This window comes from Kushneria aurantia DSM 21353, from assembly GCF_000382245.1.
Classification (GTDB): Bacteria; Pseudomonadota; Gammaproteobacteria; order Pseudomonadales; family Halomonadaceae; genus Kushneria; species Kushneria aurantia.
Genome location: NZ_KB907863.1, coordinates 236246 through 261441 on the forward strand (window position 1 = coordinate 236246; position 25196 = coordinate 261441).

At 64.7% G+C, this 25196-nt stretch carries 18 protein-coding genes and 1 pseudogene; 10 read left to right on the forward strand and 9 right to left on the reverse strand.

Translation table 11 applies throughout. The annotated features are described in order from the left end of the window. The first annotated feature begins 114 nt into the window (after window positions 1–114). From xdhA to H146_RS0102910, 5 genes are all read left to right on the forward strand, one after another. Window positions 115–1533 (forward strand): xanthine dehydrogenase small subunit, encoded by a 1419-nt coding sequence (gene xdhA, locus H146_RS0102890; protein WP_019950345.1) that lies wholly within the window; start codon window positions 115–117, stop codon window positions 1531–1533. Next, window positions 1521–3965, forward strand: a complete 2445-nt coding sequence (gene xdhB, locus H146_RS0102895) for a xanthine dehydrogenase molybdopterin binding subunit (protein ID WP_019950346.1) — start codon at window positions 1521–1523, stop codon at window positions 3963–3965. Before xdhA ends, xdhB begins: the two co-directional genes overlap by 13 nt. After that, window positions 3962–4843: a xanthine dehydrogenase accessory protein XdhC gene (gene xdhC / locus H146_RS18260; protein WP_019950347.1), complete on the forward strand. Its 882-nt coding sequence runs from the start codon at window positions 3962–3964 to the stop codon at window positions 4841–4843. The genes xdhB and xdhC overlap by 4 nt, the downstream gene beginning before the upstream one ends. Next, a complete protein-coding gene (guaD, locus tag H146_RS0102905; protein WP_019950348.1) occupies window positions 4840–6144 on the forward strand; it encodes a guanine deaminase in 1305 nt (434 codons plus the stop codon). Before xdhC ends, guaD begins: the two co-directional genes overlap by 4 nt. Before the next feature lie 64 nt (window positions 6145–6208). Further along, on the forward strand, window positions 6209–7594 hold the full coding sequence (locus tag H146_RS0102910) for a uracil-xanthine permease family protein (RefSeq protein ID WP_019950349.1): 1386 nt from the start codon (window positions 6209–6211) through the stop codon (window positions 7592–7594). Window positions 7595–7611: 17 nt separating this feature from the next. Here H146_RS0102910 and uraH read toward each other — a convergent pair whose 3' ends face one another. Beyond that, window positions 7612–7944, reverse strand: coding sequence for a hydroxyisourate hydrolase (uraH, locus tag H146_RS0102915; RefSeq protein ID WP_019950350.1), 333 nt, complete (start codon window positions 7942–7944; stop codon window positions 7612–7614). Window positions 7945–8064: 120 nt separating this feature from the next. Between uraH and uraD the strand changes: the two genes are divergently transcribed. Further along, window positions 8065–8565: a 2-oxo-4-hydroxy-4-carboxy-5-ureidoimidazoline decarboxylase gene (gene uraD / locus H146_RS0102920; protein WP_019950351.1), complete on the forward strand. Its 501-nt coding sequence runs from the start codon at window positions 8065–8067 to the stop codon at window positions 8563–8565. A gap of 9 nt (window positions 8566–8574) precedes the next feature. Here uraD and H146_RS0102925 read toward each other — a convergent pair whose 3' ends face one another. The 6 genes from H146_RS0102925 to H146_RS0102950 form a co-directional block, all read right to left on the reverse strand. Next, entirely contained in the window at window positions 8575–9837 is a 1263-nt protein-coding gene (locus H146_RS0102925) for an allantoate amidohydrolase (RefSeq protein WP_019950352.1), read from the reverse strand. Window positions 9838–9839: 2 nt separating this feature from the next. After that, a complete protein-coding gene (locus tag H146_RS0102930; RefSeq protein WP_019950353.1) occupies window positions 9840–11063 on the reverse strand; it encodes a pyridoxal-phosphate-dependent aminotransferase family protein in 1224 nt (407 codons plus the stop codon). A 178-nt stretch (window positions 11064–11241) separates the two neighbouring features. After that, the gene (locus tag H146_RS18265; protein WP_019950354.1) at window positions 11242–11460 is read right to left on the reverse strand and encodes an RpnC/YadD family protein; all 219 of its coding nucleotides are present in this window, start codon (window positions 11458–11460) and stop codon (window positions 11242–11244) included. A 121-nt stretch (window positions 11461–11581) separates the two neighbouring features. Next, on the reverse strand, window positions 11582–14821 hold the full coding sequence (locus H146_RS0102940; protein WP_019950355.1) for an efflux RND transporter permease subunit: 3240 nt from the start codon (window positions 14819–14821) through the stop codon (window positions 11582–11584). Window positions 14822–14836: 15 nt separating this feature from the next. Further along, window positions 14837–16162, reverse strand: a complete 1326-nt coding sequence (locus H146_RS0102945) for an efflux RND transporter periplasmic adaptor subunit (protein ID WP_019950356.1) — start codon at window positions 16160–16162, stop codon at window positions 14837–14839. Between the two features lie 315 nt (window positions 16163–16477). Then, entirely contained in the window at window positions 16478–17191 is a 714-nt protein-coding gene (locus H146_RS0102950; protein ID WP_026351713.1) for an RNA polymerase sigma factor FliA, read from the reverse strand. Window positions 17192–17496: 305 nt separating this feature from the next. Between H146_RS0102950 and H146_RS0102955 the strand changes: the two genes are divergently transcribed. Together H146_RS0102955 and H146_RS0102960 are read left to right on the forward strand one after the other, a co-directional pair. Beyond that, window positions 17497–18651 carry a M20 metallopeptidase family protein gene (locus H146_RS0102955; RefSeq protein WP_019950358.1) on the forward strand — a complete coding sequence of 385 codons (1155 nt, stop codon included), beginning with the start codon at window positions 17497–17499 and terminating at the stop codon, window positions 18649–18651. Window positions 18652–18729: 78 nt separating this feature from the next. Then, complete coding sequence (locus H146_RS0102960; RefSeq protein WP_019950359.1) at window positions 18730–20235, forward strand: AbgT family transporter; 1506 nt, start codon at window positions 18730–18732, stop codon at window positions 20233–20235. On the opposite strand, the gene H146_RS0102965 is transcribed toward H146_RS0102960, so the two are convergent. Together H146_RS0102965 and H146_RS19960 are read right to left on the reverse strand one after the other, a co-directional pair. Continuing rightward, on the reverse strand, window positions 20236–21159 hold the full coding sequence (locus H146_RS0102965; RefSeq protein WP_245558681.1) for a LysR family transcriptional regulator: 924 nt from the start codon (window positions 21157–21159) through the stop codon (window positions 20236–20238). A gap of 159 nt (window positions 21160–21318) precedes the next feature. Then, window positions 21319–22290 (reverse strand): annotated as a pseudogene (locus H146_RS19960) (Rpn family recombination-promoting nuclease/putative transposase). A gap of 476 nt (window positions 22291–22766) precedes the next feature. On the opposite strand from H146_RS19960, the gene H146_RS0102975 reads away from it, so the two are divergent. Beyond that, window positions 22767–23930 (forward strand): FliC/FljB family flagellin, encoded by a 1164-nt coding sequence (locus H146_RS0102975; protein WP_019950363.1) that lies wholly within the window; start codon window positions 22767–22769, stop codon window positions 23928–23930. 285 nt (window positions 23931–24215) lie between these two features. After that, window positions 24216–25196: flagellin N-terminal helical domain-containing protein (locus H146_RS0102980; RefSeq protein ID WP_019950364.1), on the forward strand; the 981-nt coding region annotated here is incomplete at its 3' end.

The following is a 25196-nucleotide window of genomic DNA, read 5'->3' on the forward strand; positions in this document are numbered from 1 at the left end:
CCTATCGCCGCGCGGCATCACCCCCCTTTTCGGCAGCCAATAGCGCCAAGGCCTGCACGACAGGCCGAAAAATTGCATCATGGAAAGCGTGACCGCCACAGCGAGAGTCAACCGATGCTGAGCTTTACCCTGAACGGCCGCAGCCACTGCTGCCCCGACCCGGCCCCCGGCGTGACGGTGCTGGCGCTGCTGCGCGAGACCCTGCGGGCGTGCGGCAGCAAGGAGGGCTGCGCCTCGGGCGACTGCGGTGCATGCACCGTCGCCATCGGGGTGCAGCACGAAGACGGCGTGCACTACGAGAGTGCCAACGCCTGCATTACGCCCGCCCAGCAGCTCACCGGCTGCCATCTGGTCACCGTCGAGGGGCTCGCCCGTGGTGCGCGGCTGCACCCGGTACAGCAGGCGATGGTCGATCATCACGCCAGCCAGTGCGGCTTCTGCACCCCCGGCATTGTCATGAGTCTTTTCTGTCTTTATCACGACGCGCGCATCCGAAAGATCGACGACCACGCCATCGACACGGCACTGGAGGGCAATCTGTGCCGCTGCACCGGTTACCGCCCGATTCGTGACGCCGCCCGCGCCATGCGCGCCGTGGAATGGCCACTGGAGCCCCCCGAGACACCGCCGGCCGCCCCCCATGACAGCGGCGGCGGATGGCACTGCCCGGCCGATCTCGCGGCACTGCGCGGCGCGCTGGCCGAGCACCCCGAAGCGCGACTGATCGCCGGCGGTACCGACCTGATGCTGGAATCAACGCTCGGGCTGGTCGACTTCGAAACGGTGATCGACCTGTCGCGGATCGCCGAACTGGGGCGCATCGAAGCACAGCCGGACGGCTGGTGGATCGGCGCCGGAGTCCGCTACGCACGGCTGGAACCGCTGTTGGACGAACACTATCCCGATTTCGCGGCACTGCTGGCACGGCTGGGCTCGCGCCAGATTCGCAACCGCGCCACCCTGGCCGGCAATCTCGCCAACGCCTCGCCCATCGGCGACACCCCGCCGGTGCTGCTGGCACTCGACGCCCGGGTGCTGATCGACGGCGCTGATGGCGAGCGTGAAATGGCACTGACGGACTTTTTCATCGACTACCGCCGCACGGCGCTGGCCGCAGGCGAGTTCCTGCGCGCCGTGTGGCTGCCGCGGCCGGCGCCGGGGCAGCACCTCAGGGTGCACAAGCTGTCGCGCCGCCCGGCGGACGATATCACCGCCGTGCTGCTGGCGCTGCGCTACCGCCTCGACGACGCCGGCCATCTCCATGAGGTACGTCTCGCCTGCGGCGGCATGTCGCCGAAACCGCAGCGCGCCCCGACCTGCGAAGCGCTGCTGGAGGGCCAGCGGCTGGCGGCCGAGACGCTGGAAGCGGCCTGCGCGGCGCTGGCCGAGGACTACTCGCCGATCGACGACGTGCGCGGCAGCCGCGACTACCGGCTGAACGCCGCGGCCAACCTGCTGCGCCGCCACGCGCTACAGCTCTATCAACCGCAGGCAACGATCCGCCTCGAGGAGATCGACGCATGCGCCAGCTGATTCAGCCGCCGTCCCGGGATAACTCCTGCGCATCGCAAACCGACCCCGAACGGGCCGCGCCCCACGACAGCGCCAGCGGCCACGTCACCGGCAGCGCCCGCTACATCGATGACCTGATCGAGCCGCAGGGGCTGCTTCACCTCGCGGTGGCGATCAGCCCCCATGCCCACGCCCGGATCACCGCCATGACGCTCGACGCCGCGCGCCACGCCCCCGGCGTAGCGGCGGTGCTGACCGCCGCCGACATCCCCGGCCACAACGAGGTGGGTGCGGTCTATCCCGGCGATCCGCTGCTGGCCGACGGCGAGGTGCGCTACGTGGGCCAGCCGATCGTCGCGGTACTCGCCGACAGCCAGCGCCACGCCCGCCAGGCGGCAGCGCGGGTCGAGATCGAATTCGAAACGCTGCCCGCCTCTCTCGACCCGCTGAAGGCGATTGCCGAAGGGCTGACGGTGCGCCCCGCGCACTCCCAGCGTCGCGCCCATGATGAACCCAGCCTGGAGCGCGGCCGCGCCTTCACGGAGAACGTGCAGGAGAGCGGCGATCTTGACGCCGAGCTGGCCGCAGCGCCCCATCTGCTCGAGGGGCGGCAGTTCATCGGCGGCCAGGAGCACTTCTATCTGGAGGGCCAGATCGCCCTTGCCGAACCCTGGGAGGATGACGGCATTCGCGTGCTGACCTCCTCGCAGCATCCCAGCGAAGTGCAGAAGATTGTCGCCGAAGTGCTGGGCCTGCCGCTGCACGCCATCGTCGCCGAGGTGCGCCGCATGGGCGGCGGTTTCGGCGGCAAGGAGAGTCAGGCAGCGGCGCTGGGCGCGCTGGCGGCACTGGGCGTGCAGGCCACCGGGCGCGCGGTGAAGTACCGCATGCCACGGGCCATCGATATGCAGGGCACCGGCAAGCGCCACCCCTTCCATAACCGCTGGCGCGTCGGCTTCGACGACAGTGGCCTGCTGCGGGGGGGCGATATCGAGCTGATCGGCGACTGCGGCTACTCGCCGGATCTTTCCGAAGGCGTGGTCGACCGCGCCATGTTCCACGCCGACAACGCCTACTACCTGGGCCATGCCCGGGTGACCGGTCACCGCGCCATGACCCATACCGCTTCCAACACCGCCTTTCGCGGCTTTGGCGGCCCGCAGGGCATGATGCCGATCGAGGCGGCGATGGAGGATATCGCCCGCCATCTGGGTATGGACCCGCTGGATGTGCGCAAGCGCAACCTCTACCGGCCGGGGCGCGACACCACCCACTACGGCCAGCGGGTCGCGCCGCCGCTGATCGAGACGATCATCGAACAACTGGAGACGAGCAGCGACTATCGCGCCCGGCGCCGGGCGATCACCGCCTTCAATGCCGAAAGTCCGGTGGTCAAGCGCGGGCTGGCGCTGACGCCGGTCAAGTTCGGTATCTCCTTTACCGCACAGCACCTCAACCAGGCCGGCGCACTGGTGCAGCTCTACACCGACGGCAGCGTGCTGCTCAACCACGGCGGTACCGAGATGGGCCAGGGGCTGCACACCAGGGTGTGCCAGATCGCCGCCCGCGAACTGGGGCTGCCGCTGTCGAGGGTGCGGATCAGCGCCACCCGCACCGACAAGGTACCCAACACCTCGCCCACCGCCGCCTCCTCGGGGGCTGACCTCAACGGTATGGCGGTATTCGAGGCCGTTACCACCCTTGCCACGCGGCTATTCGACTTCGCCGCCGAGCACTACGGCGTCGCCCGTGACAGCCTGACGCTGGCCGACGAAAAACTGCTCGGCAAAGGGCTTGAAATCGGCTGGGACGAGCTGCTGCGGCAGGCCTATCTGGCGCGGGTATCGCTCTCTGCCACCGGTTTTTACGCCACCCCGGAGATTCACTACGACCGCGACAGCGGGCGCGGCCAGCCCTTCTACTACTACGCCTGGGGCGCGGCGGTAAGCGAGGTGGCGCTGGATACCCTGACCGGCGAGCACCGCCTGCTGCGCGTCGATATCCTCCACGACGTGGGCGACTCCCTCAACGAGGCGATCGACCGTGGCCAGATCGAAGGCGGTTTCGTGCAGGGGCTGGGCTGGCTGACCAGCGAGTCGCTGGCGCGCAACGACGCCGGGCGGCTGCTGAGCGACGGCCCGGCGACCTACAAGATTCCCACCTGCAACGATATTCCACAGGACTTTCGCGTCGCCCTGCTGACCGGCCACCCCAACTCGAAGGCAACGATCTACCGCTCCAAAGCGGTCGGGGAACCGCCGCTGATGCTCGCCATCTCGGTATGGGCGGCGCTGCGCGATGCGCTGGCCAGCCTCGGCGACTACCGTTTCAGCGTCGCGCTGGACACCCCGGCCACGCCCGAGCGGCTGCTGACCGCCGCCACAGCGGCGCGCCGGCGCAGGGCCGCAGGCGAAGCAGCGCCACAGACGTCACCCACGGAAGTCTCGAAGTGAGCCGCTGGTACGACGCTCTCGCCGCCTGCCGCCACGCCGCCACGCCCCATGTGCAGGCACAGGTGGTCTCCGCCGCCGGCTCGACCCCGCGCGAGCCCGGCGCGCAGATGGTGATCACCGCAGAGCACCACTTCGATACGCTGGGCGGCGGGCGCTTCGAGCAGCAGGTGATCGACGCCGCCCGCGCCCTGCTGCGCGAGGGGCGCGAAGCGGTACAGCTGGAGCATTTTGCGCTGGGGGTACGCGCCGGCCAGTGCTGCGGCGGGCAGATCAGCGTACTGCTGAGCGCCTGGCCGGGGCCGCGCTGCCATCTGGCGCTGTTCGGCGCCGGTCATGTGGGCCGCGCGGTGGCGCGCCAGGCGGCACTGCTCAACTGGCCGCTGGCGTGGTTCGACTCGCGTCGTGACATCGAGCCGCCGCTGGCCGCGGACAGCGGCTGTCAGCCGGATGTCGACGTCGAGGCGCAGGTCGCGCACCTGCGCCCCGGTGCCCATGTGCTGGTGATGACCCACGACCACGGTGAGGACGAACGGCTGATCGCTGCGCTGCTGCACCGGCAGCAGCGCAGCGACGACATCGCCTCTATCGGTCTGATCGGCTCGGAAACCAAGTGGGCGCGCTTTCGCCACCGCTTGCGCGATGCCGGCTTCGATGACGCAAGCCTGGCGCGGGTACGCTGCCCGGTGGGGCTGGCCGGCGCCCGCGGCAAACGCCCGGAGGAGATCGCGCTGGCGATCGCCGCCGAACTGGCCGGCATGACGCCGGAGGACGACAGAACAGTGCTGCGCGGCCTCGACGCCGAGACAATGGCGGGACTCGAGCAAAAGCCGACGCAGAAAGACGCATCAAAACGCCAGAGCGACCGGAACACGCCATGAACGAACGTCACGCCCTGCGCGGCATGATTTTACATTTCACTGACGATCCGGGCGTCGACGACACGCCGCGCGACGGCAGCTGCCATTTTTACCCCGACGGCCTGGTGGTGATCGAAAACGGCCTGATCGTGCGCTGCGGCAGTGCCGCCGAGCTGCTGACCACGCTGCCGGATGACACAGCCGTCAGCCACTACCCGGGCCAACTGATCATGCCCGGTTTTATCGACCCGCACCTGCACTACAGCCAGCTCGATATCATGGCCTCCTACGGGCGCCAGCTGCTCGACTGGCTGCAGACCTACACCTTCCCCGAGGAGAGCCGCCTCAACCAACGGGCTTACGCCGACGACATCGCCCGCGCTTTTATCGAGCAGATGCTGGCCAACGGCGTGACCAGCGCGCTGGCCTTCTGCACCAGCCACCCGCACTCGGTCGATGCGCTGTTCGAGGCCGCCGCGCCCTTCGACCTGCGCCTGCTGGCGGGCAAGGTGATGATGGACCGCCACGCGCCGCCGGCGCTGTGTGACACCGCCGAGCGCGGCGAGCGCGACAGCCGCGCGCTGATCGAGCGCTGGCACGGCCGCGGCCGCTTTGAAGTCGCGATCACGCCGCGCTTCGCCCCCACCTCCAGCCCCGCGCAGCTCGCCGCCACGCAGCGGCTGGCCGATGACTATCCGGGGCTGGTGATTCAGACCCATCTTGCGGAGAACCGCAACGAAGTGGCCTGGGTCGGCGAGCTGTTTCCCGCCGAGCGCGACTACCTGGCGGTTTACGAGCGCTTCGGGCTGGTGCGCCCACGGGCGATTTTCGCCCACGGCATCCATATCGACGACGAGGTGCGCGCAAGGCTTGCCGACGCCGGCGGCGCCATCGCCTTCTGCCCCTCCTCCAACCTGTTTCTCGGCAGCGGCCTGTTCGACTGGCACGCCGCCCGACGCCGGGGCGTCAGTGTCGCTATCGCCAGCGACATCGGCGGCGGGCCGGGGCTTTCGCCCTTCACCACCCTGGCCGACGCCTATAAGGTAAGCCAATTGACCGACCAGCCGCTGACGCCCTGGCAGGCGTTCTACGCCCATACCCTGGGCAACGCCCGCACCCTGGGCATTGACGGCTTCGTGGGCAGTTTCGAACCGGGCAGGGAGGCCGATATCGTCATCCTCGACCCGGCGGCCACGCCCATGCTGGCGCGCAAGGAGCGCCGCGCGCCGGCGCCCGCAGAGCGGCTTTTCAACCTGATGATGCTGGGCGATGAGCGCTGCGTGACGGCGACCCGAATAAAAGGAAGAAAGGTGTTCGGCTGAACCCGAAGACCTCAAGCCAGAACTCGCAATCCGGTTCAACAACAACACCCCGGCAGGAGACATCATGCACGACAACGAGCTGCTGTTTCGCCACGGCGACCGGCCACCGTTTCATACCTCGGCCCTGGTCGCCTTCCAGCATGTGCTGGCCTGCTTCGTGGCGATCATCGCCCCCACCATCATCATTACCGGCGCCCTGGGGCTGGAGGCCGAGGCGCCGTGGCTGGTCAGCATGGCGCTGCTGATATCGGGCGTCAGCACCATGATCCAGACGCATCGCTTCGGGCCGCTGGGCTCGGGGCTTTTGTGCGTGCAGGGCACCAGCTTTTCATTCGTGGCGGCGCTGATCTCCGCCGGCATGATCGCCCGCCAGGCCGGCGCTTCGGATCGCGAGGTACTGGCGGTGCTGTTCGGTATCTGCATCGCCGGCAGCCTGATCGAGATCGTCCTCGGCGGCTTTCTGCACTATCTGCGCCGGGTGATCACCCCCACCGTGACCGGCGTGGTGGTCACTTTGATCGGCCTGAGCCTGATCAGCGTGGGCGTCACCGACATCGCCGGTGGCCCCGGTGCCGAGAACCCCGGCAACCCGCTTGACCTGCTGATGGCGGCGATCGTGATCGGCGTGGTGCTCGCCTGCCAGCTCAGCCGCCATCCGCTGCTGCGCGTCGGCTCGGTGTTCGTGGGCCTGGTAGCGGGCTGCCTGGCCGCTGCGGTGATGGGACGGCTGAGCCTCGGCGGGCTGGCCGACACGCCGCTCTTCCAGCTGCCGCAGCCGCTGCGCTACGGACTGGGCTTCGATTTTGCCGCCTTCATTCCGGTGGCCTTCATCTATGTGATCACCGCCATCGAAACGGTGGGCGATCTGACCGGCTCATCGCGCGCCTCGCACATGCCCACCAGCGGCGTCGACTATCAGCGCCGCATCCGCGGCGGGGTGCTGGCCGACGGTGTCAACTCGATGCTGGCCGGGCTTTTCAATACCTTCCCCAATACCACCTTCAGCCAGAACACCGGAGTGATTCATCTGACCGGCGTGGCGAGCCGCTATATCGGCCTGTTCGTGGGCGGCATTCTGATCATTCTGGGGCTCTTCCCGGCGCTTGGCGCGGTACTGCAGTCGATCCCGCGGCCGGTGCTGGGGGCCGCCACCACGCTGATGTTCGGGCTGATCGCGGTGTCGGGCATCCGCATGCTGGCGGAGCAGCGCATGACGCGCAAAAGAGTCATGATCATTGCCCTGTCGCTGGGTGCCGGGCTGGGCGTGGAGCTGGTGCCGGCGGTGCTGGCCGGACTGCCGGAAATGGCGCAGCGCATCTTCTCGTCGTCGATCACCACTGGCGGACTGCTGGCGATCCTGATGCATCTGATTCTGCCGGAAAACGAGGTCACCGAAGATGAGAAGAGCGGGACCGAAGCCGAACGGCCGCAGCCCCCGGAAAGCGCCTGAAACCGCAGGCGCCACTCTCAGCTGCCGCGGTAGACGCTGTACGCCCAGGGGGTCACCAGCAGCGGTACGTGGTAGCGCTGGCCGCGCTCCAGTACCACCTCTACCGGCACGCGGTCGAGAAAGGGGCTTTCGACGCCGGCGGCGAGAAAGTAGTCGCGGACGTGAAACACCAGCCGGTAGTGGCCGCCGTCGCCGCCGCCGTTGAGCAGCGGCGCGTCCAGCCGGCCATCGGCGTTGGTCTGTACGGTCAGATTCGGCTCGCTGTCGCCGTGGGCAACCAGCGATACCGTCATGCCCGCTGCCGGGCGACCGTGGCACTGATCGAGAACATGGGTGGTAAGCGTGGGCATGTGTCGCTTCCTTCTTTACATTTATTATCAGGCAGAGAAACACGTACTCATTAAGAATAACAGGCCACCAACCTGTAACCCTTGTCTCAACGGCCATTGACCTACAATCGGAGCCTGCCAATGAGCCCTACCCTCGAGCAACTCAACAGTCTGCCTGCCGACGAGTTCGTCGACGCCCTGAAAGGCGTCTACGAATACTCGCCCTGGGTGGCGCAAGCCGTCGAACCGTTACGCCCCTTCGAGAGCGAGCGTACGCTTCATGCCGCCATGCAGAACGCCGTCGACAACGCCACGCCGGAGACACAATTGGCGCTGATCCGCGCCCATCCGGAACTCGGCCAGCGTCAGCGCGATAATCTCACCGCGGCCTCGCGCCGCGAGCAACAGAGCGCCGGACTGGACGGCGAGGACCAGCGCGTCGCCACTCTGATCACCCTCAACCAGCGCTATCACGAGCGCCACGGCTTTCCCTTCGTTATCGCCGTGCGCGGACTGACGCTGGAAGCGGTGCTGGAAGCGCTGGAGACACGTCTACCCCGCGACAGCGACACCGAGATGAGCGAGGCTATCGCACAGATCGGCCTTATCGCGCGGGGGCGACTGAATGAAATGCTCGGCTGAAGCCGCCCCTCAGCCTTCGGCGATCGAGCGCACCGCCAGACCCATGGCATCCAGCGCGGCGGCCACATCATCCTCGCGCACCGACTCGTCCGGGTGATGGCTGAGCCCGCCGCGACAGCGCACGAACAGCATGGCGATATCGCACAGCCCGGCAACCGCCATGCCGTCATGACCGGCGCCGCTGGCAAGACGCAGCGAACTGCCGGCGGCCTGTTCGACGGCGCTGTCGAGGCGCTCGCACAGCCAGCCGGCGCACTGTACCGCCGGCGCACTGTGGGTCTCGCGCCACGCCACGCTCAGGCCGCGCTGGTCGGCGATATTACCGATCGTCTCCTCGATCGCCTCGATCACCCGGTCACGGCTGGTGTCCCTGTCGCTGCGAATATCGAGGCTCATGGTCACCCCGGCGGGAATCACGTTGACCGCGCCGGGGGTGACCGACAGCTGCCCGACGGTGGCCACCACGTCGTCGGCGGCGCGCGCCAGCGCCTCAATGGCGATGACGGCCTCGGAGGCGCCGCACAGCGCATCGTGGCGCAGCGCGAAGGGCGTGGTACCGGCGTGGCCGGCGCGCCCGCCGAGGCTGATTTCGAAGCGCCGTGCGCCGGCAATTGACGTCACCACCCCCAGCGGCAGGTCGCGATCTTCCAACTGCGGACCCTGCTCGATGTGGGCTTCCAGATAGGCCATGACGGAACCCGGCGGCCGCGCCGCCTCGGCTACCCGCGCGCGGTCGAGGCCGAACTGTTCAAACGCCTCGCCCAGGCTGGCGCCCTCGCGCCCCACCAGCTGCCACCAGCGCTGCTGCCAGCCGCCGGCAATCGCCAGGCTACCGAACAGCGCGGTGCCGTAGCGGGTGCCCTCCTCGTCGGCGAAGGCGATCACCTCGACGGCATGACGCAGCCGCTCGCCGCGAGCGTGCAGGCGCGCCACCACGCCGATCGCCAGCAGCACGCCGAGAATACCGTCATAGCGCCCGGCGTTGACCACCGTATCCAGATGCGACCCCAGCAGCAGTGCCGGCAGTTCGGGCTCGCGGCCTTCATAGCGCCCGCACAGATTGCCCACCGCGTCCTGCCAGACCGTCATGCCGGCAGCAGCCATCCACTCCCCCGCCAGCCGATTGGCGGCAGCGTGCTCGGCAGAGAGATAGACCCGTTCGATATGATCCTTGCTGGCCGACAGGGCGGCCAAGGCGTCGCAGGCGTCAAGAATGGCGCCGGCATCCATCAGCGGCGGCCTGGCACCGGCGACGGGGTGTGACTCGGTCATGCTCAGCCCTCCTGATAGATCTCGCGAGCGGCACCGGTACCGCCGCCGGCATTGAGCGTCACGCCGGCGTGGCGCAGCACCTGCTCGAGCGCCGCCAGGGTGGTCATGACCGCATCGCGGCGGGCATTGTAACCCATGGTGCCGATACGCCAGATACGCCCGTGCAGCGGCCCGAAGGAGGTACCGATCTCGATGGCGTAGTCCTGAATCAGGGTACGGCGCAGCGCCTCGCCGTCAACGCCGTCGGGAATTTCGATGCCCACCACGTTGTGCATTTTGTTATCGACATCACCGAACGGCCTGAGGCCCAGCCCCTGCACACCGGCCAGCATGGCGCGGCCGTGCAGGCGGTGGCGGGCGATGGCGTTGTCCATGCCCTCCTCGACCAGCAGGCGGGCGCACTCGCGGGCAGCGTAGAGCATGCTGGTCGCCTCGGTGTGATGATTGAGGCGCGCCTCGCTCCAGTAGTCCATGATCATCGCCAGATCGAAGTAGTTGGAGCGGATGCGCAGGCCACGAGCGTCGTCGTCGCCCTCCTTTTTCAGCCCCGCCTCGACGTGGCGGCGGCGGTTGATCACCTCCACCGCGCGCGGCGACAGCGTGATCGGCGCACTGCCGGAGGGGCCGGCGAGACACTTCTGCAGCCCGGCGGTGACGGCATCCAGCCCCCAGTCATCGGCGCGGAACTCGTTCCCCGCCAGCGAGGCGGTCACATCGGTATAGAACAGCACGCCGTGACGGCGGCAGATCTCGCCCAGCGCTTCCAGCGGCTGGCACATGGTGGTCGAGGTATCGCCCTGCACCACGGCCAGCAGTTTGGGCTGTACCTCGCGGATCGCCTGCTCGATCTGCTCGGGACGGAACACCTCGCCCCAGGGCGCCTCGATGACGTGTACTTCGGCGTCACAGCGCTCGGCGATCTCGCGCAGCAGATTGCCAAAGCGGCCGAACACCGGCACCAGCACCCGGTCACCGGGCTCCAGCAGCGACACCAGCGCCGCTTCGATACCGGCCCGCGAGGTGCCATCGATCAGCATGGTGGCCTGGTTGTCGGTGCGAAACACCTCGCGGTAGAGCCCCATGGTCTCGTTCATCCAGCCGGTCATGGCCGGATCGTACTGGCCCACCAGCGCCGCCGACATGGCGCGCAGTACGCGCGGGTCGGCGTCGATCGGGCCGGGGCCCATCAGCATGCGATACGGCGGATGAATCGGATCACTTTTCATGGCTCTCTCCTGACGATTGTTGTGGGCGAAGCGGTCAACCAGTAAGGCCGGGCACCCGTAGTGCGAGGACAGCAATTGTTACTTTAGTTTCTATAACCCCGCTTTGGAAACATATGTTTCAGTTGCAGATAAAAAAAGAGCGCCACCGGGCGCTCTGCGATGCATTGCACTTGTCTTTTCAGAACCCAAGCTGCTGTCGAAGCTGGCGCACCTGTTCGATATCAAGCCCCGCAATATCAGCAATGGCGCGATCATCCATTTCCGTTTTCGCCAACATGTTGCGAGCCGTTTCCAGCAGGGCTTCCTGACGCCCCTCCTGACGCCCCTCCTGACGGCCTTCCTGCAGCCCCTGTTGTTTCCACTGCTCGGGCCATTTCTTTGCGCGTTCAGCCAGCATACTGTGCACCTCGTTCAAGTCGTGAAGAGACTGCCACGGAAGTCGAAACCCGCGAGGCACATCTACCAGGGCGGCATTATCGCGGCATCAAACGGCCGATGACGCCGCGACATATTCACCTTCACCGCTGTGACGCATCGTCGCCAGCGTTGCTGCTGCGGCCACTACCGCTGTTGTCACGGCTACCGCTATCGCCCTGTTCGTCGTCATCATGATGGCGCTTGTGCATGCCCAGCTTGCGTGCCAGCCACTCCGAGCCCTGCATGATGAAGACATAGGTGGCCGGCACGAACATGCTGGCCAGCAGCGTGATCGAGATCATGCCGCCCACCACCGGCGTACCGATGTGGTGGCGGCTGGCAGCACTGGCGCCGGAGGCAAGCGCCAGCGGCAGCGTACCGCCGATGAAGGCCAGTGAGGTCATCACAATGGGACGGAAACGCTGCAGCGCGGCGTGTTTGGCGGCGTCGACGATCGACAGCCCTTCACGACGCTGCTGCTGCGCGAACTCGACGATCAGGATAGCGTTCTTGGCCGCCAGCCCCGCCACCACCAGTAGCCCGATCTGCAGATAGACGCTGGTATCGAATCCTCTCAACCACACCGCCAGTACCGAGCCAAGGAAGGCAAACGGCACCGAGGCCACCACCGCCAGCGGTAGCGTCCAGCTTTCATACTGCGCGGCCAGAATCAGGAATACCATTACAATACCGAACACGATGGCAATGGTGGCAGCGTTACCCACGTTCTGCTGCTGATACGCCTCGCCGGTCCAGCCCATCTCATAGCCGGTGCCCAGCTGCTCGGCGATAATCCGCTCGATCGCCTGCATCGCCTGAACGTTGCTGTAGCCCGGTGCAGCACCGATCTGGAACTGCGACGCGGGATAGACGTTGTAGCGATCCACCGTCGAGGGCGCCTGTTCACGGGTCATGGTGACCAGTGCCGAGAGCGGAATACGCTCGCCGCTGCCGCCGCGCACGAAGACGCGGCTCAGGTCGTCGGGCCCGTCACGGAAGACATCCTCCGACTGCAGATAGACCTGGAAACTGCGGCTCTGGCGCGTGAAGAAATTGACGAACGAGTTGCCGAAGGTGCTCGACAGCGTGGTGTTGAGATCACCCAGATCCACCCCCAGGCTGCGCGCCTTCTGCCGATCGACCTCGATATGATAGATCGGCACGGTGGCATCGAAGGTGGTAAAGGCCTGAGCGATCGCCGGGTCCTGATTGGCCGCCTGCATCAACTTCATGGACGCCTGGTAAAGCTCCTGGGTACTGGCCCCCTGCAGCGACTGCAAATAACCGCTCAACCCGCCGGTAGGCGACAGCCCGATAATCGGCGGCAGATTGAAGGCCATCGCCCGACCGCCGGGAATCTGCGCGCCCGCCTGCATGACCCGGCCAATCAGCTCATTGGCGGTCATCGAGCGCTGCGACCAGGGCTTCATGGAGACGAACATCGTGCCCCTGGCGGTGTTGGCCGACCCCGAGACCAGATCGAAGCCGGGAACCGCAGTGGCATACTCGACGGCATCGATCTGCTCCATCTGCTGCGACAGCTGCTGCATGTACGCATCGGTACGCTCCAGCGAGGCGGCATTGGGCAGCGACACTGCGGCGATCACGATGCCCTGGTCGGTGGTGGGAATCAGCCCCTCCGAAAGCTGCGAGTAGAGCCACCAGGAGGCCACGCAGCAGCCGGCGAACAGCGCCATGGTGATAAAGAAGTGGCGGATCAGAAAGCCCACGCAGGCCATGAACACCGACGCGACCTTGTCAAAACCCTTGTTGAACCACACGAACGGCTTTTTGATGATACGCAGCCAGCGCGGCTGGCTCTCCTCCTTCTGGCGCTTGATGAAAAGCGCCGCGATGGCCGGCGTGAACGACAGCGCGACCAGTGCCGAAATACCCACCGAGATGGCGATGGTAATCGCGAACTGGCGATACATCTGCCCCGAGATGCCCGACAGGAAGGCCACCGGAATGAACACCGCCGCCATGATGAAGGAGGTCGCCAGTACCGGCCCGGTCACCTCCTTCATGGCCTGAAAGGCGGCCTTGAGCGGCGGCGTCTCCGGCTCCTCTTCCAGTATGCGTTCGATGTTCTCGATCACCACGATGGCGTCGTCGACCACGATACCGATCGCCAGTATCAAACCGAACAGCGTCAGCAGGTTGATCGAGAAGCCCAGCAGATACATGCCGGCGAAGGTACCCACCACCGAGATCGGCACCACCGACATCGCCACCAGCGTCGAGCGCCAGTTCTGCAGGAAGATGAAAACGATGGCCACAACCAGCAGCAGCGCCTCGAGGAAGGTGTGCTCCACCGACTGGATCGAAGCGTCGATAAACAGCGTAGTGTCGTAGGGAATGACGTAGTCGATGCCCTCCGGGAAGCGCTGCTTCAGCTCGGCAAGCCGCGCCTTGACCTCGGTGGCCACCTGCAGGGCGTTGGCGCCGGGCTGCTGATAGATCGCGATCGGCGCAATCGGATTGCCGTTGGTGCGACCGATTACCCCATAGGAGGAGGCGCCCAGCTCGACCCGCGCCACATCGGCAAGATGCAGTGACGCCCCGGTATCGTCGGTACGCAGAATGATATTGCGAAAGTCATCCACCGACTGCATGCGCCCCTGGGTGGTCACCGTATAGGTGTAGGCACCCGCGTCACGCTGCGGCTCGGCGCCGAGCTTGCCGGCCGAAACCACCGTGTTCTGCGCCTGAATGGCGGCGGAGACCTCGGCCGGCGTCAGGTCATATTGAGACAGCTTGTCCGGGTCGAGCCATACGCGCATGGCAAACTGCTGGTTGCCCAGTACCTGGGCCCCTCCCACGCCGGGCAGCCGGCGCAGCTCATCGATGATATTGATGTTGGCGTAGTTGTTGAGATAGAGCCGGTCGTACTCGCCGTTGGGCGACAACAGCGCGAGGAACATCAGCACGCTGCTGGACTGCTGCTCGACCGTGACCCCCTGCGCCTGCACCGGTGAAGGCAGCTGCGACAGCGCCCGCTGCACCCGGTTATTGACATCGATGGTCGCCTGGTCCGGGTCGGTACCGATGTTGAAATAGACGCTCATGCTCATCTGACCGCTGTCACTGCTGGTCGCGTTCAGATAGATCATGTCCTGCACGCCGTTGATCTCGGTGGCCAGCGGCGCGGCGACCGTGTTGGAAAGCGTCTCGGCGCTGGCACCGGGGAAGGTGGCCGACACCGATACCGTGGGCGGCACCACCTGCGGGTACTGCTCGACCGCCAGCCCGCGCAGCGACATGACCCCGACCAGGGTGATGATGATCGACAGCACCGTGGCAAAGATCGGCCGCCGTATAAAAAAGCTCGATATGTTCATCGAATCGGCTCGCCCTTACTGGTTCTGGCCGCGGCTGTCGCCACTGCCCTGTCCGCTCGCGCCACCGCTCTGACCGGAAGCACCGCCGCCGCTGCTGCCCTGCTGGCCGGAACCGCCGCCCTGGCCACTGCCGCCGTCCTGACCGGCACTGCTACCGCTTTCGTCCTGCGGCATCTGGTCTTCAAGGCCATTGAAGGGCTGCGGGTCGATCGTGTTACCGGTGGAAATACCGCCGATATTGCTGACTATCACCCGCTCACCGGACTGCAGCCCGTCGGTGATAATCACCCAGCCGCGCGCCTGGGCGCCCAGCGATACAAAACGGTTCTGCGCGGTGTTGTCATCGCTCAGCACCATCACCTGAGGCCCCTTGAGCCCCTCGGTCACGGCGATTTCCGGCACCGCGATCACGTTGAAACGCATCAGGTTGCGCAGCCGCACACGCACGAACTGGCCGGGCAGAAAGAGCTGACCGGGATTGTCGAATACCGCCCGCGCGCTGATCGTGCTGGTCGACTGATCCACCTGCGAGCCGAGGAAGTTGAGATCGCCGGTCAGCGCCGAACGGTCCTTCATGCCACCGGTTTCGAAGGGAAAATCGAGCTCGGGCACGATCTGCGGGGCATCCTGCATACCGCGCTGACGGCGCAGCGCAAAGGCGTCGTCCTGGGGCAGCGCGAAGCGTACCTCCAGCGGGTCCACCGGCGTCACGCTGGCCAGCAGAGTCTGCACCGGTACGTAATTGCCCACGTTGACCTGATTGAGACTGACGTAGCCCTCGGTGGGAGACGTCACTTCGGTATAGCCAAGATCGATCTGCGCGCTCTCCAGCGCCGCCTGCGCCTGGGCAACCGCGGCCCGAGCGGTATTACGGTTGCTGAGCGCCTGATCGAGCTGCTGCTGGCTGATCGAGCCGGTGTTATAAAGACGCTCGTAGCGCTCGTAGTTACGCTGCGCCTCGGTGTTGCTGGCCCGGGCACTCTGTACGTCGGCGCGCGCCTGCGCGACCGCCGCCTCGTAGGGCGCCTGTTCGATCACGAACAGCGTCTGCCCCTGCTCGACCATCTCGCCGGGTTCGAAATTCTGCGACTCAAGGTAGCCATCGACCCGCGCCACCAGATCCACCGAGCGGTCGCTGCGCACCATCGCCGGGTAGCTCTTGTCCAGTTCAAGATCGCGCGGCTCCACGCTCAGCACCTCGGCCTGTTTGGGCGGCTGTTGCTGCTGGCCCTGCTGTTGACCCTGCTGGCCTTCACCACCGCCGCTACAGGCGCTCAGCAGCAGCGCACAGGCTGCTGGCAGCGCCCAGCGTCTCGACCATCCGGCAAGCTTATGATTCATCTCGAAAATCCGTTCTGATTGTTAACAGGCGACAGTGCAGGCGTCGGCTTTTGGCACCCTATCGCCGGAGTGGAGTGAAGATAGCTGCCAGTTTATATGCATTCCTGTATGTATGTAAATTCGGGAACGCCTTTCAAACGCAGCAATGCCCCGTATGACAGGGGCAATAACGGGGCATCAAAAGTTTCACCATACATAATGACAGCAGGATGATCGACTGTAATCACAAGCGGTCAGGGACAAGGCCCGACCGAGACCATAATGCGAGGGCGATACTTAAGCCCTGTAAAAGAAACCGCCGGGAAAAGCCTGCTCTTACTGATCGCTGTTCATCCGCGCACGCAGCCGTGCCACTGCCTGGCCGTGCAGCTGGCACACGCGGGATTCGCTGACCCCCATCACCGCACCGATCTCCTTGAGGTTCAGCTCTTCCTGATAGTAGAGCGCCATCATCAGCTTCTCGCGCTCCGGCAGCGCCTCTACGGCCGCCATCAGCTCGCTGCGCTCGGCATCCGCCATCCATACATCGTGCGGATTGATCGATACCTCGACATCGTCGGAGACCTTCGACGCCTCGGCGTCCTCGCTGCCGGCGTCCTCGTAGGTCATCAGAAAGCCGTTATTGGTATCGCGCAGGATCTGCTGATACTCCTGCAGGCTGATGCCCAGCTCGTCGGCCACCTGGCGTTCGGTGGGCGGCCGGCCGTCGCGCTGCTCCAGCTTCCAGATCGCCCGGTCAATATCGCGGGCGCCGCGCCGCACGCTGCGCGGCAACCAGTCGCGCGAGCGCAGCTCATCGATCATCGCCCCGCGCACGCGCTGCGTGGCGTAGGTGGCAAAGCTCGCGCCCTGGCTGGCATCGAAGCGCTGAAAGGCGTCAAGAAGCCCCAGCATGCCGGACTGAATCAGATCATCCAGCTCCACGCTGGCCGGCAGCCGCACCTGCATGGAGAGTGCCTGACGACGCACCATCGGCATATATTCATCCAGCAGCTCTGCCTGACTGATTTTGCCCTGAGCGGTATACATGCCCATAGTGTGAAAACCCCTGAAAGCGCCGCGGCCCGATTTCTGGTTCAGCCATTATCGGCCCGCTGCCACCGGCACGAACCGACAAGCAACCGTAAAAAGCGCGGCTTTCTTCAGGGATTGGCGATAGAGGCACTCAACTGCACCGGCCAAAAACCCCGACAGCACCCCGCCATCGTGCCGGTAGCCGCGAAAGTGTTGCCTTCAGGGCAACAATGATAGCGGTTATCCGTACTCTTCTGACCGTCACCATTCGACTACCGTGGCTGATTCCGCATCGATTTTAACAACCAAAAGGATCAGCCATGTTTCAGGAGCAGCAGGTGCAGGCCGCCACGGCGCTGCGACGCGACCTGCACCAACACCCGGAGCTCAAATTCGAGGAGCAGCGCACGGCCGCCATTGTGGCCGACAGACTCAGAGAGCTCGGATACAGGGTGACGGACAGCATCGCCGCTACCGGTGTCATGGGGGAACTCGATACCGGCCGCAGCGGCCCTGTTATCGCCTTTCGCGCCGACATGGATGCCCTGCCCATTGCCGAGGCCACAAGCCATGAGTACGGCTCGCTTAACGAAGGGCGGATGCACGCCTGCGGTCACGACGGCCATACCGCCGCGCTACTGCTGGCGGCGGAGGGCATTGCTGCTCAAAAGGATTCTCTTTGCGGCCATCTCAAGCTGATTTTCCAGCCGGGGGAAGAAGGCGGCAATGGCGCGGCGCGCATGATCGAGGAAGGCGTACTCGATAACCCGACCGTCGACGCCATCTTTGGCTATCACAATCGGCCCGGCTTTCCCGAAGGCCAATTGTTCGTCAAGCCCGGCCCGGCCATGGGCGGCAACGACACCTTCCGCCTGACCATCAGGGGAAAGTCCGGCCACGCCGCCATGCCACACCTGGCGGTCGACCCCATATATGTCGGCGCCAGTATCATTCAGCAACTGCAGGGGCTGGCGGGCCGCCACAAGTCGCCACTCGAGGCGGGCGTCGTTACTGTCGCCGCCATCCACGCCGGCGAGGCGGCCAACGTCATTCCGGGCGAGGCCGAACTGGTCATCAACATCCGCAGCGACCGCGACTCCTCTCGTGACGCTCTGGTGGGCAATCTGCAAGCCTTGATCAGCGGCATCTGCAGCGCGCACGGCGCCAGCTTCAGCCTGACCCACGAGCACCGCATTCCTCCTCTGGTCAATGACCCGTCATGGACACAAAAAGTGCTGGAGACTGCCCGCGCCCACGAGGTAAGCGATGACATCCGCCAGCTCGATTACATGCCCACCATGGGCGCCGAGGATTTCGCCTTCTATCTGCAGAAGGTACCGGGGTGTTTCTTCTTTGTCGGCAACGGCGACAGCGCCTACCTGCATAGCGACAGCTACGACTTCAACGACCGCATTCTGCCAGTGGCGGCGGGCGCTTTCGTGGCGCTGGCCCGGGAACTCATGAAGCCGGCCTGACGGCCAACAAAACGGTATGCCGGGTGATGGCGTCAGCTGGCGCCAAAAATCGTATAAAACACAACAAGGTCAAATATCATGCAAGCGATACTCAACGCCATCGAGCGCGCGGGCAACAAACTGCCCCACCCCTTTATTCTGTTTGCCATTCTGGCCGCCCTGATCGTGGTGCTCTCCTCACTGCTGGCGCTGTTTGGCGTCTCCGCGGTCAACCCACAGTCCGGCAACGAGGTGTATGTCCGCAGCCTCATCTCGCCGGAGGGGCTGGAATTCATGCTGACCAGCGTCGTCAGCAACTTCGTCAATTTCCCGCCGCTGGGGCTTATTCTGGTCGTCATGTTCGGTATCGGCCTGGCCGACAGGGTGGGGCTGATCTCGAAGCTGATGCAGGTCAGCGTGGCCAAAGCGCCGGCGCCACTGCTCACCTTCTGCGTTTTCATGGCGGGTATCTGCGGCAGCATCGCTTCCGATGCCAACTACCTGATACTGATTCCGCTGGCCGCCATGGTCTACTACTCGGTGGGCCGCCACCCCATTGCCGGTGCCGCCGCAGCCTACGCCGCAGCCGGTGCGGGCTTTGATGCCAGCCTGTTCATCACCGTCGGCGACGCCCTGTTCGCCGGCATCACTACCGAAGCGGCGCGCATCATCGACCCCGACGCCTATATCTCGCCGGTGGACAACTACTACTTCGTGGCCTGCTCGGTATTCGTGCTCGCCGCAGCGGGGACGCTGGTGATCGACAGGCTTGTCGAGCCGCGCCTGCAGCGCACATTGCCGATGAGCAAGGACTTCACTACCGCCGTCGACAACCAGCAACTGACCACCGATGAAAAGCGCGGCCTCAGAAACGTGGGCCTGGCAAGCCTGGCCTACCTCGCCCTGGTGCTATTGGCTGTACTGCCCGAAGCCTCGCCGCTGCGCAACGACGAAGGCGGCCTGGTGCCGTCGCCCTTTCTGGGTGCTCTGGTGCCGCTCATATTCGGCTACTTCGTGGTAATCGGCCTGGTGTACGGCATCACCACCGGCAAAATACAGAGCAGCAAGGACGTGCCCCGCTATATGTCGGAAGCCGCCAGCGAACTGGCGCCTACCCTGGTACTGTTTTTCGCCATTTCGCAGTTCATTGCCTATTTCCGCTGGTCGGAGCTGGCTCAGTTCATCGCCATAGAGGGCTCGGGAATTCTACAAAGCACCGGCTTCACCGGGCTGCCACTGGTGCTAGCGTTCATCGTCATGACGGCGTTTCTCAACATCTTCATGACCAGCGGCTCGGCGCAGTGGGCGCTCATGGCGCCGGTCTTCGTGCCCATGCTGATGATGATCGACTTCGACCCCGCCTTCGTGCTGGCCATGTTCCGTATCGGTGACTCCAGCACCAACATCATCTCCCCCATGAGCCCCTACTTCTCCGTGGCACTGGTCTATATGCAGCGCTACAAACCGGATATGGGCATCGGCACGCTGATCTCCACCATGCTGCCTATGGCCATCACCTTCCTGGTCACCTGGAGCGCCTTTTTGATGTTCTGGCTCATCATGGGCTGGCAGATCGGTCCGGGGATCAACATGATGGCGAGCTGATTACTGCATCGCCAGCATCACCTTCCATAAATAGCCGGCAGCCGGCGACAGCCGCCTGCCGGCCCGGCGTACCAGGTTCGCCTGGCTCGATGCCGCCATGGGGTGGTCAACGGGAACGGCCCTGAGCTTCCCTGCCGCCACCTCCTCACCGGCGGCAGCCGCCGTCATGAACGCCACTCCTATTCCGGCGCAGGCGATACGACGCGAGATCGAATGCAGGTTGCAGCGATAGGCGGGGGTCACCAGTTGACCCTCGGCACGAAAGACCTCGTTCACAAAGCGCTGCGTTCCCGACACATCCGGCAAAAAAATCAGCTTGTGGCGCGCCAGCTCGGCAAGACTGACCGTCTCCTCCTCGGCGATGGGGTGGCCCGGCGCCACCAGGGCGCAGAGCGGCCCGCGCCGAAAGGAGTGCACCACCAGCCGCGAGTCCGACACCGGGCCGTAGGTCACCGCGATGTCGACTTCATCGTTGGCCACCATCTCATGAGGCTCGTGGGGGTGATAAATCCCCGTGCGGATATCGATCATGACATCGGGATAGCGCTCGGCTACGCGGTGCAGAACGGCATTGATAAAGCTTTCGATGAAACCGTCACCGACCGAGACGACCACCTTGCCAAGCTGCAGATTGCGCAGGCGCGACAGCGTGTCGCCCAACTCGGAATTCAGCCGGCGCTGTGCCAGAAAGCTGTCGTTGACCAGCGCGCCCGCCTCGGTGGGCACGACCTGACGCCCCCGTCTTTCGAGCAAAGCCATGCCCAGCTCGCGCTCCAGGCTGCGCACCTGGCGGCTGATCACCGAAGGGTTGAGATGCAGGTGCTCCGCGGCGGCGCGAATGCCGCCGCAGCTGCACACCTGGTAAAGATAAAACGCCCGCCTGTCGAGTAGCTCCATGCCGGACCCCGGAGTTTTCGTGGCCATAACGCCCGCCGGCTCGCCCTCTTCATAAGCGGCTATCCCGCCTTGTGCCTGTACCCTGATAATGAACCGGCTTTCATGCCATACAGCTGGATTATCCCGAGGCGCTGTCGTCGTACCAATGCAGCCCTGTCCGGCCCGGACGCGCCTGGCAAATGATGGCTACTCGGCCTCACGGCGAATCTGCCGGACCTGTTCGATATCGAGCCCGGCGACACCGGCGATCGTCATGTCATCCATTGAGGTCTGAACAACGAGATGACGGGCCACCTGCTGGGCGCGATGCAGCTCGCCTTCCTGACGGCCTTCCTGACGGCCCTCCTGACGGCCTTCCTGACGTCCTTCCAGGCGCTCTTTTTTCACCAGGTTTTCAAGGTTCTCGGCCAGCATGTTCCTGTCCTCCACCAGACTCTGAAGTCTGTCTATATTGACGCCGGCACCGAGCCGGTGCAGATGGCGCTTGATCCAGCGGGTGACGACCCTGTCGATGCGCTCCCTGTCGGGATCGGCCTGAATGATGGCCACGATGCGATCCACCGCCTGCTGGAGCGCTTCCCAGCTGTCGGCGGCGTTTTCGATGCTGAAAATGCCACTGAGCGGCGTCTCCCGCTCGGCCAGCTCCTCATCAGTATAACGCCTCTCGTCGACCAGGTAGTAGCGCATGTGCGGCTGATACGCCCGCAGAAAATCCGGCGGCTGTGGCTGTATCAGATCGAAGATATCCTCGGGCGCCGACCAGCGCCGCGAGCCGTTGTGGAGCACGATGGGCAGTACCGGCGGCAGGCCGCGCTCCAGAGTGGTCACGCCACTCTTGAGCAGATGGTCGTAGAAGCAGGCCACGTAGTGCAGCAGGCGGATGGGCATGGTGTTGTCCACTGACGACTGGAACTCCAGCAGCAGGTAGAGAAACACCTGCCGGGTGACGCCCTGTTAGGTGACCTCCACCGACCACACCAGATCCTCCCGGCGCTCCTCGAACAGCGGCGTGATGTAGTGGCCGCTGTGATTGGTCAGGGTCGAGAAGTCCATCATGGCGGCGATCTCGGCGGGGGCGAAGCCCTCGATCAACTGGCGAACGAACGCCGGGTGGCTGAACAGCTCCTTGTAGCCGGTATCGTGGTGATGGCTGGGCATGGGGGCTCCTGTCGCGTGACCGGGGAGCCTACCATGACAAGCGCGACCGGTGGGCGCGTCACCCTGTGATCAGACGCTCGCGCTGACCATCTCGGGCTACGCCTTCAAGGTCACCGGCACTGCCCCCCCTGACCTTCCCTCGCGCGCGGCCCTTCTCTATCTACCCTACCCGCCCGCCGCCGCGCCCTTTTCATAACCTGTTATATCTTCGGGGCATTTTATTCGTTTTTTTGACTCTGTGCCCTCAAGCCAAGGGCACAGCCGCCGTTACCCCCATTGCATGACGGAGAACGCGCCCCGCATCCGGTTTAAAACGCAACCCGCATGAAGCGGTTGCAAGGCAGAAAAAGAAAAATTTTCGGGCGCATATTAAAGAACCGCTGTTCGGTTCCGATAACACCATCAAGCGGCAGGCTGTACGCAGTCCCCGAGCAAGAGCCGCTTTCAACCAAGCCATACAATGGGGAAGACTCAACATGTCCATGACCGTTAACACCAACGTCCTGTCGCTTACCGCTCAGCAGAACCTCAACAAATCCCAGGATATGCTGGGCAGCGCCATCGAGCGGCTCTCCTCGGGCAAGCGCATCAACAGCGCCGCCGACGACGCCGCCGGCCAGGCGATCGCCAACCGCATGTCCAGCCAGGTGACCGGCCTCAACCAGGCCAGCCGCAACGCCAACGACGGCATCTCGCTGGCGCAGACCGCCGAGGGCGCGCTGGACCAGGTCAACGAAAACCTGCAGCGCGTTCGCGAGCTGACCGTGCAGTCGCAGAACGACACCAACTCCGCTGAAGATCTGCAGTCCATTCAGGACGAGATCGATGCCCGCATGAGTGAAATCGACCGTGTTGCCAATCAAACCGAGTTCAACGGCCAGAACCTGCTCAACGGCAGCGCCAGCGAGATTAACATCCAGGTCGGTGCCGACGACGGCCAGACTATCTCGCTGAGCATGGAAGGCGTCAGGACCTCCGACCTCAACGTAGAAGGCTTCTCCGTCGCCAGCGATCGCGCCGCAACGGCCAGTGATGTCATGACGCAAGCGACTGCAAGTGACACGGTGCAGATCGGCAGCGGCACCACATACACACGAAATGCTCAGGGTGTCTGGACGGGCGATGATAGTACGACTATCCAGAGCGACGCCGCCATGACGACGGCTATCAACAACGCAACGGCCAACAGTACCGAAAGCACGTTTACGGATGCCGATGCCGCAAATGGCTCTACCGCCTACACGATTGCCGCTGATAGCGGCAATGTCACCACAGGCGGTACGCAGCAGTATGTCGACGTCAGTGCCTCCTCGGCAGGCGAGCCGACGTTCATTGAAGCAGACGCTGACGACTTTCAGCAGGCCACCGCGGATCCGCTGGCCACCCTGGACCAGGCCATCTCCAGCATCGACAACTTCCGTTCCGATCTGGGTGCCTCCCAGAACCGTTTCGACTCGGCGATCAACAACATCGAGTCAACCTCGACCAACCTGCAGTCAGCCCGCTCGCGCATCGAGGACACCGACTACGCCGAAGCCGTATCGGATCAGTCCAAGGCGCAGATTCTGCAGCAGGCCGGCACCTCGGTTCTGGCCCAGGCCAACCAGTCCAGCCAGAGCGTCCTCTCGCTGCTGGGCTAAGCCCGCCGCGAGTAACTCGCTCACCTTTCCGGCCCCTGCCGGACCCCGAAACCCCGCTGCCCGCAGCGGGGTTTTTTGATGCGCACCACGGCGAGGTCATCGCAAGCGCCCACTACTACCGATCGAACCAAAATAAAAGGCAAAAAGCGAAAATATTGGCCGCCAAAAGCTAAAGAAAGCGCCGCTACCACCGATATTCAGGGTACGCGGCGCGAACGCCGCAAAGCGGCCCCTAAAGCCACTCCCAATATAGTTGAATGTGTATGTAAGAAGGAAAACACCACCATGGCAATGACCGTCAACACCAACGTACTCTCGCTGACCGCACAGCAGAACCTCAGCCGCTCCCAGGACCTGCTGGGCAACGCCATCGAGCGCCTCTCCTCCGGCAAGCGCATCAACGGCGCCGCCGACGACGCCGCCGGCCAGGCCATCGCCAACCGCATGTCGAGCCAGATCACCGGCCTCAACCAGGCGAGCCGCAACGCCAACGACGGCATCTCGCTGGCCCAGACCGCCGAGGGCGCCCTCAACCAGGTCAACGACAACCTGCAGCGCATTCGTGAACTGACCGTTCAGTCGCAGAACGACACCAACTCTGCCGATGACCTGCAGTCCATCCAGGAAGAGATCGGTGCACGTCTGCAAGAGATCAACCGGGTCGCCGAGCAGACCGAATTCAACGGCAAAGCCCTGCTTGACGGCAGCGCCGGCACCATCTCCATTCAGGTAGGCGCCGACGATAACCAGACCATCTCCCTGAACATGGAAGACATTCGTCTGGAGCAACTGGGCGTCTCGAACTTCTCGGTCGCCACTGACCGCGCCGCTACCGCTACCGATTTGGTCGCGGCCGCCGCTGGCACCACTGGCTCGTCAATCACTGTGGGTGGCACCACCAATGCCTACTCGCGCCAGGCCGACGGCAGCTGGACAAATGGAACCGCAGACCAAGCCATTGCCAACGATGCCGCCATGGCTGAGGCGCTGAATGCTGCCGGTAGCGACAGCACCGTAACCGTTGGTACCGCCGGCACCGCTTACACTGTGGCGACCGGTAGCGGCGATGTTACAGCAAATATTGATGGCAGTGACCAGGCTGTGTACGTCGATGCCAGCGAGTCCTCCAGTAGCAGCCCGGCTTTCATTGGCGCAGATAACGAGGCTCGCCAGACCGCAACAGCCAACCCGCTGGCCACGCTGGATGCGGCCATCGCCAGAATCGACAACTTCCGCTCCGACCTGGGTGCCTCCCAGAACCGCTTC

Excerpts from the sequence above, each read along its gene's own strand:
- xdhA (WP_019950345.1), top strand. The coding sequence starts at position 115 with ATGCTGAGCTTTACCCTGAACGGCCGCAGCCACTGCTGCCCCGACCCG.
- xdhB (WP_019950346.1), top strand. The coding sequence starts at position 1,521 with ATGCGCCAGCTGATTCAGCCGCCGTCCCGGGATAACTCCTGCGCATCG.
- guaD (WP_019950348.1), top strand. The coding sequence starts at position 4,840 with ATGAACGAACGTCACGCCCTGCGCGGCATGATTTTACATTTCACTGAC.
- H146_RS0102910 (WP_019950349.1), top strand. The coding sequence starts at position 6,209 with ATGCACGACAACGAGCTGCTGTTTCGCCACGGCGACCGGCCACCGTTT.
- uraH (WP_019950350.1), bottom strand. The coding sequence starts at position 7,944 with ATGCCCACGCTTACCACCCATGTTCTCGATCAGTGCCACGGTCGCCCG.
- uraD (WP_019950351.1), top strand. The coding sequence starts at position 8,065 with ATGAGCCCTACCCTCGAGCAACTCAACAGTCTGCCTGCCGACGAGTTC.
- H146_RS0102925 (WP_019950352.1), bottom strand. The coding sequence starts at position 9,837 with ATGACCGAGTCACACCCCGTCGCCGGTGCCAGGCCGCCGCTGATGGAT.
- H146_RS0102930 (WP_019950353.1), bottom strand. The coding sequence starts at position 11,063 with ATGAAAAGTGATCCGATTCATCCGCCGTATCGCATGCTGATGGGCCCC.
- H146_RS18265 (WP_019950354.1), bottom strand. The coding sequence starts at position 11,460 with ATGCTGGCTGAACGCGCAAAGAAATGGCCCGAGCAGTGGAAACAACAG.
- H146_RS0102940 (WP_019950355.1), bottom strand. The coding sequence starts at position 14,821 with ATGAACATATCGAGCTTTTTTATACGGCGGCCGATCTTTGCCACGGTG.
- H146_RS0102945 (WP_019950356.1), bottom strand. The coding sequence starts at position 16,162 with ATGAATCATAAGCTTGCCGGATGGTCGAGACGCTGGGCGCTGCCAGCA.
- H146_RS0102950 (WP_026351713.1), bottom strand. The coding sequence starts at position 17,191 with ATGTATACCGCTCAGGGCAAAATCAGTCAGGCAGAGCTGCTGGATGAA.
- H146_RS0102955 (WP_019950358.1), top strand. The coding sequence starts at position 17,497 with ATGTTTCAGGAGCAGCAGGTGCAGGCCGCCACGGCGCTGCGACGCGAC.
- H146_RS0102960 (WP_019950359.1), top strand. The coding sequence starts at position 18,730 with ATGCAAGCGATACTCAACGCCATCGAGCGCGCGGGCAACAAACTGCCC.
- H146_RS0102965 (WP_245558681.1), bottom strand. The coding sequence starts at position 21,159 with ATGGCCACGAAAACTCCGGGGTCCGGCATGGAGCTACTCGACAGGCGG.
- H146_RS0102975 (WP_019950363.1), top strand. The coding sequence starts at position 22,767 with ATGTCCATGACCGTTAACACCAACGTCCTGTCGCTTACCGCTCAGCAG.